Annotated in this window: 10 protein-coding genes; 5 read left to right on the top strand and 5 right to left on the bottom strand. The window is 76.2% G+C overall.

Annotation, left to right across the window (positions count from 1 at the left end; all coding sequences use genetic code 11):
* Positions 1-95 precede the first annotated feature (95 nt).
* From ACA511_RS09050 to ACA511_RS09040, 3 genes are read left to right on the top strand one after another with little or no spacing between them, the layout of a single operon-like run.
* Positions 96-392 (top strand): hypothetical protein, encoded by a 297-nt coding sequence (locus ACA511_RS09050; protein WP_375023610.1) that lies wholly within the window; start codon positions 96-98, stop codon positions 390-392.
* Positions 373-1,890 (top strand): sensor histidine kinase, encoded by a 1,518-nt coding sequence (locus tag ACA511_RS09045; RefSeq protein WP_375023609.1) that lies wholly within the window; start codon positions 373-375, stop codon positions 1,888-1,890. The genes ACA511_RS09050 and ACA511_RS09045 overlap by 20 nt, the downstream gene beginning before the upstream one ends.
* Complete coding sequence (locus tag ACA511_RS09040) at positions 1,887-2,546, top strand: response regulator transcription factor (RefSeq protein WP_375023608.1); 660 nt, start codon at positions 1,887-1,889, stop codon at positions 2,544-2,546. Before ACA511_RS09045 ends, ACA511_RS09040 begins: the two co-directional genes overlap by 4 nt.
* A gap of 13 nt (positions 2,547-2,559) precedes the next feature.
* Here ACA511_RS09040 and ACA511_RS09035 read toward each other — a convergent pair whose 3' ends face one another.
* Both ACA511_RS09035 and ACA511_RS09030 read right to left on the bottom strand, forming a co-directional pair.
* On the bottom strand, positions 2,560-4,245 hold the full coding sequence (locus ACA511_RS09035; protein ID WP_375023607.1) for a bis-aminopropyl spermidine synthase family protein: 1,686 nt from the start codon (positions 4,243-4,245) through the stop codon (positions 2,560-2,562).
* An 89-nt stretch (positions 4,246-4,334) separates the two neighbouring features.
* Complete coding sequence (locus tag ACA511_RS09030; protein ID WP_375023606.1) at positions 4,335-5,771, bottom strand: FAD-dependent monooxygenase; 1,437 nt, start codon at positions 5,769-5,771, stop codon at positions 4,335-4,337.
* 300 nt (positions 5,772-6,071) lie between these two features.
* On the opposite strand from ACA511_RS09030, the gene ACA511_RS09025 reads away from it, so the two are divergent.
* Positions 6,072-6,941 carry an alpha/beta hydrolase family protein gene (locus ACA511_RS09025; RefSeq protein ID WP_375024715.1) on the top strand — a complete coding sequence of 290 codons (870 nt, stop codon included), beginning with the start codon at positions 6,072-6,074 and terminating at the stop codon, positions 6,939-6,941.
* A 10-nt stretch (positions 6,942-6,951) separates the two neighbouring features.
* On the opposite strand, the gene ACA511_RS09020 is transcribed toward ACA511_RS09025, so the two are convergent.
* Positions 6,952-8,271, bottom strand: coding sequence for a PucR family transcriptional regulator (locus ACA511_RS09020; RefSeq protein ID WP_375023605.1), 1,320 nt, complete (start codon positions 8,269-8,271; stop codon positions 6,952-6,954).
* A gap of 262 nt (positions 8,272-8,533) precedes the next feature.
* On the opposite strand from ACA511_RS09020, the gene ACA511_RS09015 reads away from it, so the two are divergent.
* The gene (locus tag ACA511_RS09015; protein WP_375023604.1) at positions 8,534-11,437 is read left to right on the top strand and encodes an AAA family ATPase; all 2,904 of its coding nucleotides are present in this window, start codon (positions 8,534-8,536) and stop codon (positions 11,435-11,437) included.
* Between the two features lie 18 nt (positions 11,438-11,455).
* Here the strand turns inward: ACA511_RS09015 and ACA511_RS09010 are convergent, their stop codons facing one another.
* Both ACA511_RS09010 and ACA511_RS09005 read right to left on the bottom strand, forming a co-directional pair.
* Positions 11,456-12,535, bottom strand: coding sequence for an SRPBCC family protein (locus ACA511_RS09010; protein ID WP_375023603.1), 1,080 nt, complete (start codon positions 12,533-12,535; stop codon positions 11,456-11,458).
* Positions 12,536-12,565: 30 nt separating this feature from the next.
* Positions 12,566-13,369 (bottom strand): SRPBCC family protein, encoded by an 804-nt coding sequence (locus tag ACA511_RS09005; protein ID WP_375023602.1) that lies wholly within the window; start codon positions 13,367-13,369, stop codon positions 12,566-12,568.
* Positions 13,370-13,515: the final 146 nt, after the last annotated feature.

Genomic DNA, 13,515 nt, shown 5'->3' with positions numbered 1-13,515 from the left:
GAGACCGCGATGAGAGCCCTCTCACCGGCCGCCGATGAGAAGGTTCTCATCGGCGGTGCGTCGCGGAACGCGGTCCGCCGGGACATAGTGGCGGCATGGCCACCCGTGCGGCGATCGCCGGCGTCGGAGCGGCGGCCCTGGCAGCGCTCGGCCTCGCCGCCGGGTTCGCCCGTGCCCAGACCAGCGACCCGCCGGACCTCGGCGACGTCGTCCGGGTGTCCCCGCCCCCGGCGACGCGGAGCCCGGCGTCGCGGAGCCCGGCGTCGCCGAGCCCGGCGCCGCGCCCGGCGGCGACGCGCACGCCCCGCCAGGGCGGGCGGCCCGTCACGCCGCCGCGTCCGCCGGGCTCCGACGACGACGGCGAGATCGACGATGACGCAGACGACGACTGAACCGGCCGGGCCCGGACGGCCGCGGCGCGGGCCCACCGCGCGCGCCCGCATCGTCGGCTGGATGCTGCTCCTCGTCGCGCTCGCGCTGGGCGCCGCCGTCTCCCTGACCTGGACGGTGCAGTCGGCGCGGCTGGACGAGCGGATCAACGGCGAGCTGAGCCACGAGGCCGCCAAGTTCCGCGAGTTCGCCCGCGCCGGCGTCGACCCGGCGACCGGGCGGCCGGCGCCGGACGCCCGCGCGCTGCTCACCGCCTACCTCGGCCACAGCCTGCCGGACGGCCCCGAGACGTTCTTCAGCGTCGTCGACGGCCGCGCGGACCGGCGCAGCCCGTACCCGCCGCCGGCGCGGCTCGACCACGACGCCGCGTTCGTCGCCCGCGCCGCCCGGATCGCGGCGGCGGGGCGGCCCGCGTCCGGCTGGGCGGACGGCCCGGCGGGCCGCGTCCGGTACGCGGTGCTCCCGGTGCGGATGGCGGGCGACCGGGACCGCGCCGCCCTCGTCGTCGCCGAGTTCCGCGACCTGCAGCGCGACGAGGTGGAGGAGACGACCCGCGTCCTCGGGTTCACCGCGTTCGGCGCGCTCGCCGTCGCCGGGCTCGCCGGCTGGCTGGTCGCGGGCCGGGTGCTGGCGCCGATCCGGCTGGTGCGGCAGACCGCCGAGCGGATCGGCGCGTCCGACCTGACCCGGCGGCTGGAGGTGCGCGGCGGCGACGACGTCGCCGCGCTCGCCGCCACGTTCAACACGATGCTGGACCGGCTGGAGTCCGCGTTCGCGACGCAGCGCAGGTTCGTCGACGACGCCGGGCACGAGCTGCGCACGCCGCTGACGGTGATCCGCGGTCATCTGGAGCTGATGGGCGACGACCCCGCGGAGCGGGCCGAGACGCGGGAACTGCTCATCGACGAGCTGGACCGGATGAACCGCATCGTGGACGACCTGCTGGTGCTCGCCAAGGCGGAGCGCCCCGACTTCCTCGCGCCGGGCGAGACCGACCTCGCCGACCTCGCCGTGGAGACGGTCGCGAAGGCGCGCGGGATGGCGCCGCGCCGGTGGCGGGTGGGCGAGGTGGCGGAGGTCCGCGTGCTCGCCGACCGGCAGCGGCTCACGCAGGCGCTGATGCAGCTCGCCGCGAACGCCGTCCGGCACACCGGCGAGGACGACACCGTCGAGGTCGGGTCGGCGGTGCGCGGCGGCATGGTGGAGCTGTGGGTGCGCGACACCGGTCCGGGCGTCGCGGACGAGGACGCGTCGCGCATCTTCGACCGGTTCGTCCGCGCGGGGGCGGGCCCCCGGCCGACGGACGGCGCGGGGCTCGGGCTCGCCATCGTCGGCTCGATCGCCCGCGCGCACGGCGGGCTCGCCAGGGTGGAGAGCCCGGCCGGCGGCGGCGCGCGGTTCGTCCTGGAGCTGCCCCTGCGCCCGGCGCCCGCCGAGCCGTCCATCGTGCCCGCCTTGGACGGCGAGCCGGAGCCGTCGCACGGGGAGGCGGGGCGTTGAGCCGGATACTGATCGCCGAGGACGAGCCGCGGATCACCTCGTTCCTGGAGAAGGGCCTCGGCGCCGCCGGTTTCGGCACGGCGGTCGCCGCGGACGGCGTCGCCGCCTGCGAGCTGGCGCGCGGCGGCGCGTTCGACCTGATGATCCTCGACATCGGGCTGCCGCTGCGCGACGGGTTCACCGTGCTGCGCCGGCTGCGGGAGGAGCGGGTGACGCTGCCCGTCATCATCCTCACCGCGCGGGACGGGGTGGCCGACACGGTCGCGGGGCTGGAGGGCGGCGCCGACGACTACATCGCCAAGCCGTTCGCGTTCGAGGAGCTGCTGGCCCGGGTGCGGCTGCGGCTGCGCGCCGACCGGACCCCGGAGGCGACGCTGCTGCGCGTCGGCGACCTCGCGCTCGACCTGCGCACCCGGCGGGCCCGGGTACCGGGCCGGACCGTCGAGCTGACCGCCCGCGAGTTCGCGCTCGCCGAGATGTTCTGCCGCAACCCCGACCAGGTGCTGACGCGGGAGCAGCTGCTCGCGCACGTGTGGGGCTTCGACTTCGATCCCGGCTCGAACATCGTCGACGTGTACGTCCGGTACCTGCGCCGGAAGCTGGGCGCGGAGCGCTTCGAGACGGTGCGCGGCGCCGGCTACCGCATCCGCGTCTGAACGGGCCCGCCCGTCAGCCGGGGAGTGCGTCCACCGACCGCCGGACGTCCCCTTCGAGGACGGCGAAGAGATACAGGGGAAGCTCCATCAGCGAGCGTTCCAGCAGGTCGGGACGGCTGGCGGACGCCTCGATGGCGCGGCGGCCCTCGCTCTTGGTGAGGGTCGTCCCGGCGGCCTTCCGCGCCGCGATGAGCCCCTCGCGCCAGGCGTTGCCGAGTTTTCCGTGGGCGCGCGCGTACATGTATCCGAGGACGCGCTCGGCGTCGCCTTCCGGTTCGGCCCTCTCGGCGAGGACGAGGGCCTGGCCGGGGCCGGGGGTGTCGCGGAGCCGGCGGACGATCCGGAACTTGGGCGCGACGAGGCCGGCGAACTCCCGCTGCCCCTCGGCGTCCTTCAGGAGGGGCAGGTCGTTGCGGCAGACGAGGCCGACGCGGTGCGCGTTCGCGGCCAGCAGCGCCCGCACGGCCGACGCGCCGAACCCGGGATACAGGTTGACCAGGGCCGTGCCGTGGTCCTGGAGGTTGCGGGGCAGCGGCGCGCCGAGGAACGCGGGCAGCGCGATGCGGCGGCCGGGCGCGTCCGCGGGCCAGCCGTCGCCGACGAGCAGCGTCTTCTCCCCGGCGTCCGCGCCGAGTTCGAGGACGCGGGCGGCCGCTTGTGCGTCCAGCCCGCCGGACGCCTCCACCGACTGGGCGCCGTGGGTGTACATGGCGGTGCGGGTGTCGTCGGCGGCGGCCCTGGCGGCGCCGGCCGTCCGCCGGGTGGGGCGCAGCACGTACAGCGCCGCCGCGCCGCCGACGGCCTGCGCGCCCGCATACCGGTTGAATCCGGGCAGCATGGCCTCGTAGGCGAGGTGCAGCGGGTTGAGCGCCTTCTGGACGGCGAGCCCCAGCGCCGGCTGCCGCTCGCCGAACCCGTAGGCCAGCAGGACGCGCCCGTTGCGGTGGTCCCGCAGCCCCTGCAGGCCGCGGGCGACGAAGAGCTGGACGCCCTCGGGCGTGTACGGCGGGTCGGTGAACACCAGCTCGCACGACTCCCGCAGCGCGGCGGGCAGCCCCAGCCGCAGGTCGGCGAAGTGGCAGCGCACGTCCCAGCCGCGCCGCGCCGCCTCCGCGCCGACGAACTCCAGCAGCCGCTCGTCGACGTCCACCACGCTCGCCCGCAGGCCGGGCGCGCCGCCGGCGACGAAGAGGCCGAGGGACGTGAGGTCGTGGTCGCCGACGAAGAGCACGTGCGCGCCGGTCAGGTCGAACCCGTCGAGCATGAAACGGGCCCGCTTGACCACGGTCTCGGCGGTGGCGGGGACGTGGTCGAGGGCCTGCACGGGCGGCGGCGCCGCGCCGATCAGCCCGGCCATCGCGGCGACGGCCGCCGGGTCGCGGCGCGCGTCGTCCGTCCACGGGTCCCGGACGCCGAACGGCTCCCGCGCGCCGAACAGGCAGCGGTACTCGGCGGCGCGCCCCTCCTGGACGCGCCTCCCGTCCCCGGACGATTCGAGGTCCGGCTCCAGGGCCCGGAAGACCGCCTCGACCGTGCGCCGCGACGTCCCGGTCAGGGAGACGACCTCCTCGACCGTCCGGAAGTCCCCGCCGGTCAGCAGGCGGCCGATCTGGTCGACGCGCCCGGCGTCGATCCCGAACTCGGCCCGCAGTGCGCGGACGGCGTCCAGCGGCGTTTCCGGCTGCTCGGCATTCGTCATGTGCTGGTTCGGCTCCGCTCGGCTGGGACGCTCGGGCCCCCGATCCTATGGTCGCGCGCCGCGTGCCCCGCCGAGCGCGCCCCTCCGGGTCACGCCGGGGCGGACATGCGGTCCAGGGCGGCGCGGATATCGGCCGCGCCGCCCGTGCGGGCGATGTAGCCGTCCGGACGGATCAGGGCGAGGGCCGCGCCTTCGGGCGCGTAGGCGGCGCGGGCCGCGTCGCCCGGGTCCCGGTACTCGCCGCGCTCGCCGATGGTGACGACGCGGGCGGCCGGGTGCTCGAACCCGGTGCCGAAGGCCAGCACGGTGAAGTGCGGGCCTCGCAGCAGGTCGTGCACGCGGCGCGGGGCCCCGGCACCGTCGTGGAGGACGGCGTCCGGGGCGCGGGCGCCGCCGAGCGCGCCGCCGGACAGGGAGCTGTCGGGGTAGGCGAGCAGCAGCTGCTGGGTCTCCTCGCCGCGCTTGAGGGCGTCCGCCTGGCCTCGGGCGGCGCTCTCGTACAGCCGCGTGCTGATGCCGAGGACCGCGGCGGCGACGGGAAGGCGCTCCTCCTCGTAGGTGTCGAGAAGGGACGCGGGCGCGCCCGCGATGACGGCGGCCAGCTTCCAGCCGAGGTTGTAGGCGTCCTGGACGCCCGTGTTGAGGCCCTGGCCGCCGGCGGGCGAATGGACGTGGGCGGCGTCGCCCGCGAGGAGGACGCGGCCGTCCCGGAACCGTTCGGCCATCCGGATGTTGACCCGGTAGACCGAACTCCACGTCAGGTCGGTCAGGGCGATGTCGCCGCGTCCGGTGCCCTCCTCCAGCAGCTTCTGGTACGTGGCGAGGACGGGCTCCGGGTCCTCGGACGCCGGGAGCGGGGCCGTGAACTGGAAGTCGTCCGTCCCGGCGAGCGGGCAGAGGCCGAAGCGGACGGCGAGCGTCTCCATGTCCGCCCACGTGTGCCAGTGGTCCCGGTCGAGGTCGGCGGTCCGGACGTCGCCGATCAGCATGCGCTCCTCGTCGCGGGTCTCCCCCGCGAACGGGACGCCGAGCGTCCTGCGGACGATGCTCCGCCCGCCGTCGGCGCCGACCAGGTACGCGGCGCGGACGGTCGTGCCGTCCGCGAGGGTTGCGGTGACGCCCTCCGCGTCCTGCGTGAACGCGGCGAGTTCCGCCTGCTCGACCCGGCCGCCCAGGTCCTCCAGCCGCTCGCGGAGGATCTGCTCCGTGCGCCACTGCGGCACCATGAGGAGGTTCGGGTACGGAACGGCGGCGGACGGCTCCTTCGGCTCGCCCATCCGCCCCTCCCACACGACCTCCGTGCCCGAGTAGGCGCGGATCGGCGGGTACGGGGCGCCCGCTGCGAGGATCGCGCCGATCACCCCGAGGTCGTCGAAGACCTCCAGCGTGCGGGGCTGCAAACCCTTGCCGCGCGACCCGGTGCGCCCGCCGGGGTCGATGATCCGGTGCCGGATCCCGCGCCGGGCGAGGTCCACCGCGAGGCTGAGACCGGTCGGGCCGGCCCCGATGACGAGAACGTCGCACATGATGAACTCCTTTCGTCGGACCGAGCATGCGGCGGCGTCCTGGCAGATCGCTGACAGACACCTGACAGCGATGACGATCTCCACGGACACGGTCGCGGCGCACCGACGCCCTCCGCGCGTTCGACTGCTTCCGGCTGGTCAGGGGCCTCCTCGCGGGATGACCGGCGATTTCGCCGATGCCCGGGGCGCGGCCGCGTGCGGAGAATGTGCGCGTCCTGGAGCCGCCCCCGGCTCCGCCCCGTTCCGTGGAGCCGGCCCCCGGCTCTCCCCCCCGAACAGGAGCGACCCGACGTGCACCTCATCCCCAGAAGCGCGGCGAAAACGCTGCTCGCAGCGGCGCTGACCGCCGGCGCACTCGCCGTCCCGCAGGCCGCCGCGCAGGCGGCCGACAACCCCTACGAGCGCGGGCCCGCCCCGACCGAGCGGAGCATCGAGGCGCTGCGCGGCCCGTTCGCGACGTCCCAGACGAGCGTGTCGTCGCTGAGCGTCACCGGCTTCGGCGGCGGGACGATCTACTACCCGACCAGCACCGCCGAGGGGACGTTCGGCGCGGTCGCGGTCGCGCCGGGCTTCACCGCCGACCAGAGCAGCATGGCCTGGCTCGGGCCGCGGCTCGCCTCGCAGGGCTTCGTGATCTTCACGATCGACACCAACACCCGGCTCGACCAGCCCGACAGCCGCGCCCGGCAGCTGGAGGCGGCGCTCGACTACCTCACGCAGCGCAGCAGCGTCCGCAGCCGGATCGACACGTCCCGGCTCGGCGTGATGGGCCACTCGATGGGCGGCGGCGGCACGCTGGAGGCCGCCGAGGACCGCCCGCAGTTGCAGGCCGCGATCCCGCTCACCCCGTGGGACCTGCAGAAGAACTTCTCGGACGTGCGCGTCCCCACCATGATCATCGGGGCGCAGGCGGACACGGTCGCGCCGGTCGCCTCGCACTCCGAGCCGTTCTACACGAGCATCCCGGCGTCGTCGGAGAAGGCGTACCTGGAGCTGGCCGGCGCGAGCCACTTCGCGCCGAACACCTCGAACACGACGATCGCGAAGTACAGCATCTCCTGGCTCAAGCGGTACATCGACAACGACACCCGCTATGACCAGTTCCTGTGCCCGGGACCGGGCCTGGACCTGACCATCTCCGAGTACCGGGACACCTGCCCGAACTCGTAGCCGCCCCCCGTCACCGACCGGGCCGCCCGCCGCCTCCCCGCGCGGGCGGCCCCTCGGCGTCGGCCTCCTGGCCGTGCAGCCGCAGCGCGCTCAGCGCGAGGGCCAGCTCGACGAGGTCGCCGGGACGGGTGAGCGTCCGCCCGGTGAGCTGCTCGATCTTGCGGAGCCGGTTGAGGACGGTGTTGCGGTGGCAGAACAGCCGGTCCGCCGCGCGGGCCGCGGAGCCGTCGCACTCCAGCCACGTCTCCAGCGTCGTCAGCAGGACGTCGCGGAACCCTGGGTCGACGTCGCCGAGGCCGCCGAGCGCGACATGCCCGAGCCGGGCGGCGAGGCGGGGCTGGGACAGGACGAGCGCGTCGGGGAGGCGGCGGTCCAGCCGGGCGATCTGGTTGCCCGGGCCGCGGCACGTCCGCAGCGCCAGCTCGGCGAACCAGCGGGCGCCGCCCAGCTCGGCGAGCGAGCAGACGACCGGGCTGACCCCGGCGTGCGAGCGCGCGTAGGGGCGGACGGCCGCGACGAGGTCGTCGAGGTCGGCGCCGCCGAGCGCGACCAGCGCGACCTGGGCGTCGGTGCGCAGCCGCCAGATGAACCGCATGCCGCCGGTGTCGCCGGGCCGCCGGTCGACGCCGTCGCCGAACCCGCACTCGGCGCCCAGCATGACGACGGCGTACCGGCCGGTCACCGGCAGGCCGAGGACGGACGTGGCGGTCGCGAGCAGCCCGCCGTCGGCGCCCTGCCCGTCCAGCAGCGCGTCCACGATCGCCTGGACGCGCTCCTCGCTGCGGCGCGCCAGCTCCAGCTCGGTGCGGTGGTAGGCGGACGCGGCGGCGCCGGACTGCTGGTCGATCGTGTCCCAGGTGCGGGTCGCCTGCCGGATCAGCGCCGGGATGTTCTCCGGATCGTGCCGGCCGACGACCTCGACGACCGCCTCCCAGAACACCCGCCCGGCGAGCCTGTAGGACCGCAGCAGCTGGTCGAGCGGCTGCCCCTGGTGCGCCCGCCGCTGCCCGAGCCGCCGCGCCCAGTCCAGGTCGGCGCGCCCGCGGCGCGGGTCGAGGATCGTCTCGAAGCCGTGCCCGAGCCCCGTGTGGCACAACTCCCACAGGTCGTGGCGGAACGCGTCGTCGCGGTCGCCGCGGTCGTCGCCGGACAGGATCTCGGCGGCGAGCCGGTCGGCGAGGTCGGGCAGCCGGTCCGACAGCCGCAGCACCGCCTTGCGCATGATCGTCCGGTCGGCGTCCAGCTGGCCGGCCGGCTCGGCGCGCCCTCCCGGGCCGCCCGTCCGGTCGGCGTTCACCTGGTCGGCCAGGCCGGTCCGTCCTCCCGTCATCACGGGCCACCTCCAGCACAACGCGGGGGCCTCATCGTGCCATCACGGACGTGTACGGGCCATCGCGGGACGGCCAGACTGTGCGGGCTCACAATCGGGGCCGGTCCTGATTGCGCCACGGCCCCGCGACGGAAACCCGCTCTGGACCCGTGGCGGGTGCTCGTGTTGACCTATGGTCCCCTTCGCTTTCGAGACCCCGTCCAATAGAGGAGCCCCCTACGGCGCCAGGCCGAGGTCAGTTCCCCGCTGAGGAGGGACCGGCATGACCCACCCCCTGCACGGACGCGAGCGCGAACTACGGGCGGTCGAGGCGCTGCTCGACCGGGCCCGCGGCGGGCACGGCGGCGCGCTGACCATCGCCGGGGACGCCGGCGTCGGCCGGACGGCGCTGCTGGAGGCCGCCGTCCGCGCGGCGGCGCCCGCCTTCCGGACGATCGGCACCACCGGCGTGCCCGGCGAGACCGGCGTCCCCTACGCGGGACTGCACCGGCTGCTGCGGCCGCTCGCCGCGGAGACGGCGCGGCTGCCGCCCGCGCACCGGGGCGCCCTCGGCACGATCATGGACGGGGCGCCGAGCGCCGCCCCGTTCGTCCTGTACACGGCGGTGTGCGAGCTGCTGAGCATCGCCGCGCGCGGCGGCCCCGTGCTGTGCTGGGCGGACGACGTCCACTGGCTCGACCGCGGCTCGCTGGAGGTGCTGGCGTTCGCGGCGCGCCGCGTCCAGGACGAGCCGGTCGCGGTCCTGTTCGCCACCCGCGACGACCGGGCGGGCGGGGGCGGGCTCGCGGGCATCCCGCGGCTGCGGCTCGCGCCGCTCGGCGAGGAGGAGAGCCGGCGCGTGTTACAGGACGCGCTCGGCGGCGACCCCGACGACGTCGTGGACACCGGCACGGACGGCGGCGCGGACGACGGGCGCACGGCCGGGGCCGGCGCAGGCGACGGCGACCTCGCCGAGGAGATCGTCGACCTGGCGTGCGGGCGGCCCCTCGCGATCCGCGAGCTGGCCGCGGCGCTCACGTCCGGGCAGCTGTCCGGGGCCGCGCCGCCGCCGCGCGCGCTTCCGGCCGGTAGTTCCCTGCGCACCTGCTACTACCGCCGCTACCTGCGGCTCCCCGCCGGCGCGCGACGGCTCGTCCTGATGGCGGTGGCCGAGGAGTGGCTCGGCACGGCGACCATGGCGCGGGCCGCCCGCGCGGACGGCATCGGCGCGGCCGACCTCGACGCGGCCCGCGGGTCGGGGCTGCTGCGGTTCGAGGGCGAGGGCGTCGCGGCGCGCGACCGGCTCGTCCGGTCGTCGCTGTGGGCGGACGCGTCGCGCGCGGAGCGGCAGGACGCGCACGCGCTGCTCGCCGAGGTCCTCGTCCAGGAATGGCAGCGGCCGCGGCGGCTCTGGCACCGCGCGGCGGTCGCGGGCGAGCCCGACGACCGGCTCGCCGCGGAGCTGGCGGACGCGGCGGAGGCGGGCCGCAGAGCGGGCCGGTACGCCGACTCGTGGCGGCTCTGGCAGCGCGCCGCGACCCTCACCGTCGAGCACGGCGTCCGGACGGACCGGTTCCTGTCCGCCGCCGGGGACGCCTGGGCGAGCGGCCGGTCGAGGCGGGCCCGCGCGATGCTGCGGCAGGTCCGGCCCCCGGCCCCCGACGGGTCCCGGGCCGCCCGCGCCGCCCTCCTGCGCGGCCAGATCGAGGTGGCCGCCGGGTCCCCGGCGACCGCGATCCCCGCGCTGCGGGACGCGGCCGAGCACCTCGCGGGCACCGACGCGGAGGCGGCGCTGGACGCGCTGATGTGGGCGTCCGAGGCCGCCGACGCGTCCGGGGACACCCACGCCTACCTGGAGATCGCCGACCGGGCGGCGTCCCTGCCGCCCGCCGGGGGCGTGCGCGGCGAGCTGATGCTGGCCCAGCTCGGCGGCATGGCGGCCATGGTCCGCGGCCGGCACCGGGAGGCGGCGGACCGGCTCCGCGCCGCCGTCCGGCTCGGCGCCGGCACCGCCGACCCGGCCGCCCGGGTGTGGGCGGCGCTCGCCGCGTTCGCGCTCGGCGACGGGCCGCGCACCCGCGTCCTCGCGGCCGAGGCCGTCGCGGCCGCGCGGCGGCTCGGCAACGCGCCGATCGAGTCGTACGCGCTGCTGGTCGCCGGGCGGTGCGAGGCGCTCCTCGGGCATCCGCCCGCGCCCCTCGCCGCCTGCCGCGACGGCCTGCGCCTCGCCCGCGCGACCCGGCTGCACGGCCACGCCACCGAGCAGCTCGCCACGCTCGCGCTCACCGCCGCGTTCAACGGCGACGCGCGGGGCGCGGCCGCGCACCTGGAGCCGCTCACCGGCACCGCCGACCGGCGCGGCCTCACCCGCGCCGCCGCGTTCGGGTCGTGGGCGCCCGCGTGCCTGGACCTCGCCGCGGACCGTCCCGCCGACGCCGCCGCACGGCTCCGGCTGCCGGGCGGCGCCGGGCTCGCCCACCTCCCGGCGCGGCTGTTCGCCGTCCCGCACCTGGTCGAGGCGCTGGTCCGGGCCGGCGACCCCGACCGGGCCGCCGCCGCCTACGAGCGCTTCCGCGGCTGGACGGACGGGATCGGCGCCGCCGCGGGGCCCGGCGCCGCCCCCGGCCGGGAGGCGCTCAGCCGCCGCTGCCGCGCCCTGCTCGCCGAGTGCGACGCCGACGCGGAGGAGCACTTCACCGAGGCGCTCCGCCTGCACGAGGCGGCCGGCGCGGTGTTCGACCTCGCCCGCACGGAGCTGCTGTTCGGGCACCGGCTGCGGCGCGGCCGCCGGCCCCGCGCCGCCCGCGCGCACCTGCGCGCCGCGCTGCGGATCTTCGAGCGCTACGGCGCCGCCCCGTGGACCGCGCAGGCCCGCGCGGAGCTGCGCGCCGCCGGGGAGACCGTCGCGCCGCCGCCCCCGCCCGCGCCGCCCGTCCCCGAGCGGGGGACGGGCGGCGGGCGGGGTCCGGACGCCGCGCCGCCGCGCGCGGGGTCCGGGACGGGCGGGTTCGGCACGCTCACCGCGCAGCAGGCGCACATCGCCCGGATGGCCGCCGAGGGCGCCACCAACCGGGAGATCGCGGCGCGGCTGCTGCTCAGCCCGCGGACGATCGACCACCATCTCCGCAACGTCTTCACCCGGCTCGGGATCCGGTCGCGCGTCGAGCTGGCCCGCCTCATCCGCTGAGCCCCGGCCGCGCGGGGGTCAGACCTCCTCGTACTCCTCGTCGCGCTCCTTGGTGTTCTTGGACGCCGTCGCCTTGGTGCTCTTGGCGTTCTTGGCGGTGCCGGACGACTTGGAGTCCCCCGTCCTGCCGGACTTCTCCTCGTCCTCCATGGCCTCCTCGTGCGTCCGGACGACCTCGCTGTCGCGGATCTCGCCGCGCCAGCCCTCGATCTCGTCGGCGCGGGTGAGCGACTGCGTCATCACGTAGCGCCGGAAGTGCTTGAGTTCGAGGCGGGCCCGGCGGCCCTGCGCGCGCCACAGGTTGCCGGTGCGCTCCATGAGGCCCTGCGGGTGGTATTCGAGGACGGTCAGCACGCGGGTCAGGTTCGGGGACAGCTCATGGAAGCTGACCGTCCCGTCCACGTGTCCCTTCGGGCCCTTCGAGCGCCACACGACGTGCTCGTCCGGGACCTGCTCGACGATCGTCGACTCCCACGTCCGCGCGGACCAGAAGATCTTCGCCTTCCAGTTCAGCTTGGTCTCGTCGGCCTGGTCGACGCTGATGACCTTCTTCATGAAGGACGGGTAGTCCTGGAACCGCGTCCACTGGTCGTAGACGAGGCGGCGCGGCGCGCCCACGTCGATGTGCTCGACGATGTTGGTGACCTTCACCTTCTTGCCGCCGCCGCCCTTGCCGCCCTTCTTGCCGCCGCCGTCGTCCTTGTCCTTGCCGCCGGGGAGGGCGCCGGTGACGGTGTCCTTGAGCTGCCCGAACACGCCCTGGCCGTTGCTGTTCTCGTCGGCCTGCCCGTCCTGCCTCTTCGACTCGCCCTTCGCGGGGGCCTTCGCCTTCTCCTCTGCGCCGGACGCGTTCTTGCCGTTCATCTCGCTCTTCTCGTTCTTCTCGTTCTTCTCGTCCTGCCCGCCGCGCCCGGTGAGCGCCCTGCCCGCCGCGACGGCCGCGCCGGCGCCGAGCAGGACGCCGCCCGCGGTGCCGGCGGCCCGTCCGCCCGGCAGGCTCTTCGGGAGGCTCTTCGAGAGCCGGCCCAGGTCGGGGACGCGGCTGCGGCGCCCGCCCGGGAGACGCTTCGTTATCCGTCCGATGGGCGCACGGCCCAACAGGCTTCCTCGTGCCATGGTGTGCCTACCTCACTTGGGGGTTGTGACGGTCTCGCCGCCGCGGATCTCGCCGCGCCAGCCCTCCACCCCGTCGGGGCGGACGAGCGACTGCGTCATCACGTGACGGCGGAAGTGCTTCAGTTCGAGACGGGCCCGGCGGCCCTGCGCGCGCCAGAGGTTGCCGGTCCGCTCGAAGAGACCGGCCGGGTGGTATTCCAGGACGAGCAGGACGCGGGTCAGGTCCGGGGTCAGCTCGTGGAAGCTGACGGCCCCGTCCACGTGGCCCTTCGGCCCCTTGGACCCCCACACGATGTGCTCGTCGGGGACCTGCTCGCGGATCGTCGACTCCCACGTCCGGCTGGACCAGAAGATCTTCGCCTTCCAGCTCAGCTTCTCCTCGGACGTCTGGTCGACGCTGACGACCTTCTTCATGAAGGACGGGTAGTCCTGGAACCGCGTCCACTGGTCGTAGACGAGGCGGCGCGGCGCGCCCACGTCGATCTGCTCGACGATGTTGGTCGTCCGCCCCCTCCGGCCACGCCCGAAGATGCGGGCGAGGGTCTCCTTCAGGGCCGTCCAGCCGAAGCTCAGCAGCGCGCGGAACGGGGACCTGCCGTCCCGCAGCGCCTTGACCCCGGCCACCGCGGCCTTGCCGAGCGGGCCCGCCTGCTCGGCCTTCGCGACCAGGCCGCGGGTCTCGCGCTCCAGCCGCCGCTCGACGCGGTCCAGGACACGGCGGCCGAGGCGCCGGGCCGACAGGGCGGCCACGACGCCGCCGGCGCCCGCGGCCGTGCCGAGGGCCGCGCCGGCGGCCGTGCCGGTCCGGAATTTCATGTTCTGTCCATCTCGTCGTCCAGTCGGATACGGCGCCGGGTTACCCGGTCAAGAGGGGGCAAAACAGACCCCAGGCCAGCGGACGGGGGTTGGCGGCGGCGCCGGCCGGCTCGGGACGGCACGGCGGTCCGCTCACAGCGAACGTC

Origin of the sequence: Actinomadura sp. GTD37, assembly GCF_041951365.1 — a bacterium.
Taxonomy (GTDB): Bacteria; Actinomycetota; Actinomycetes; order Streptosporangiales; family Streptosporangiaceae; genus Spirillospora.
This window is presented reverse-complemented; position numbering and strand designations above follow the sequence as displayed.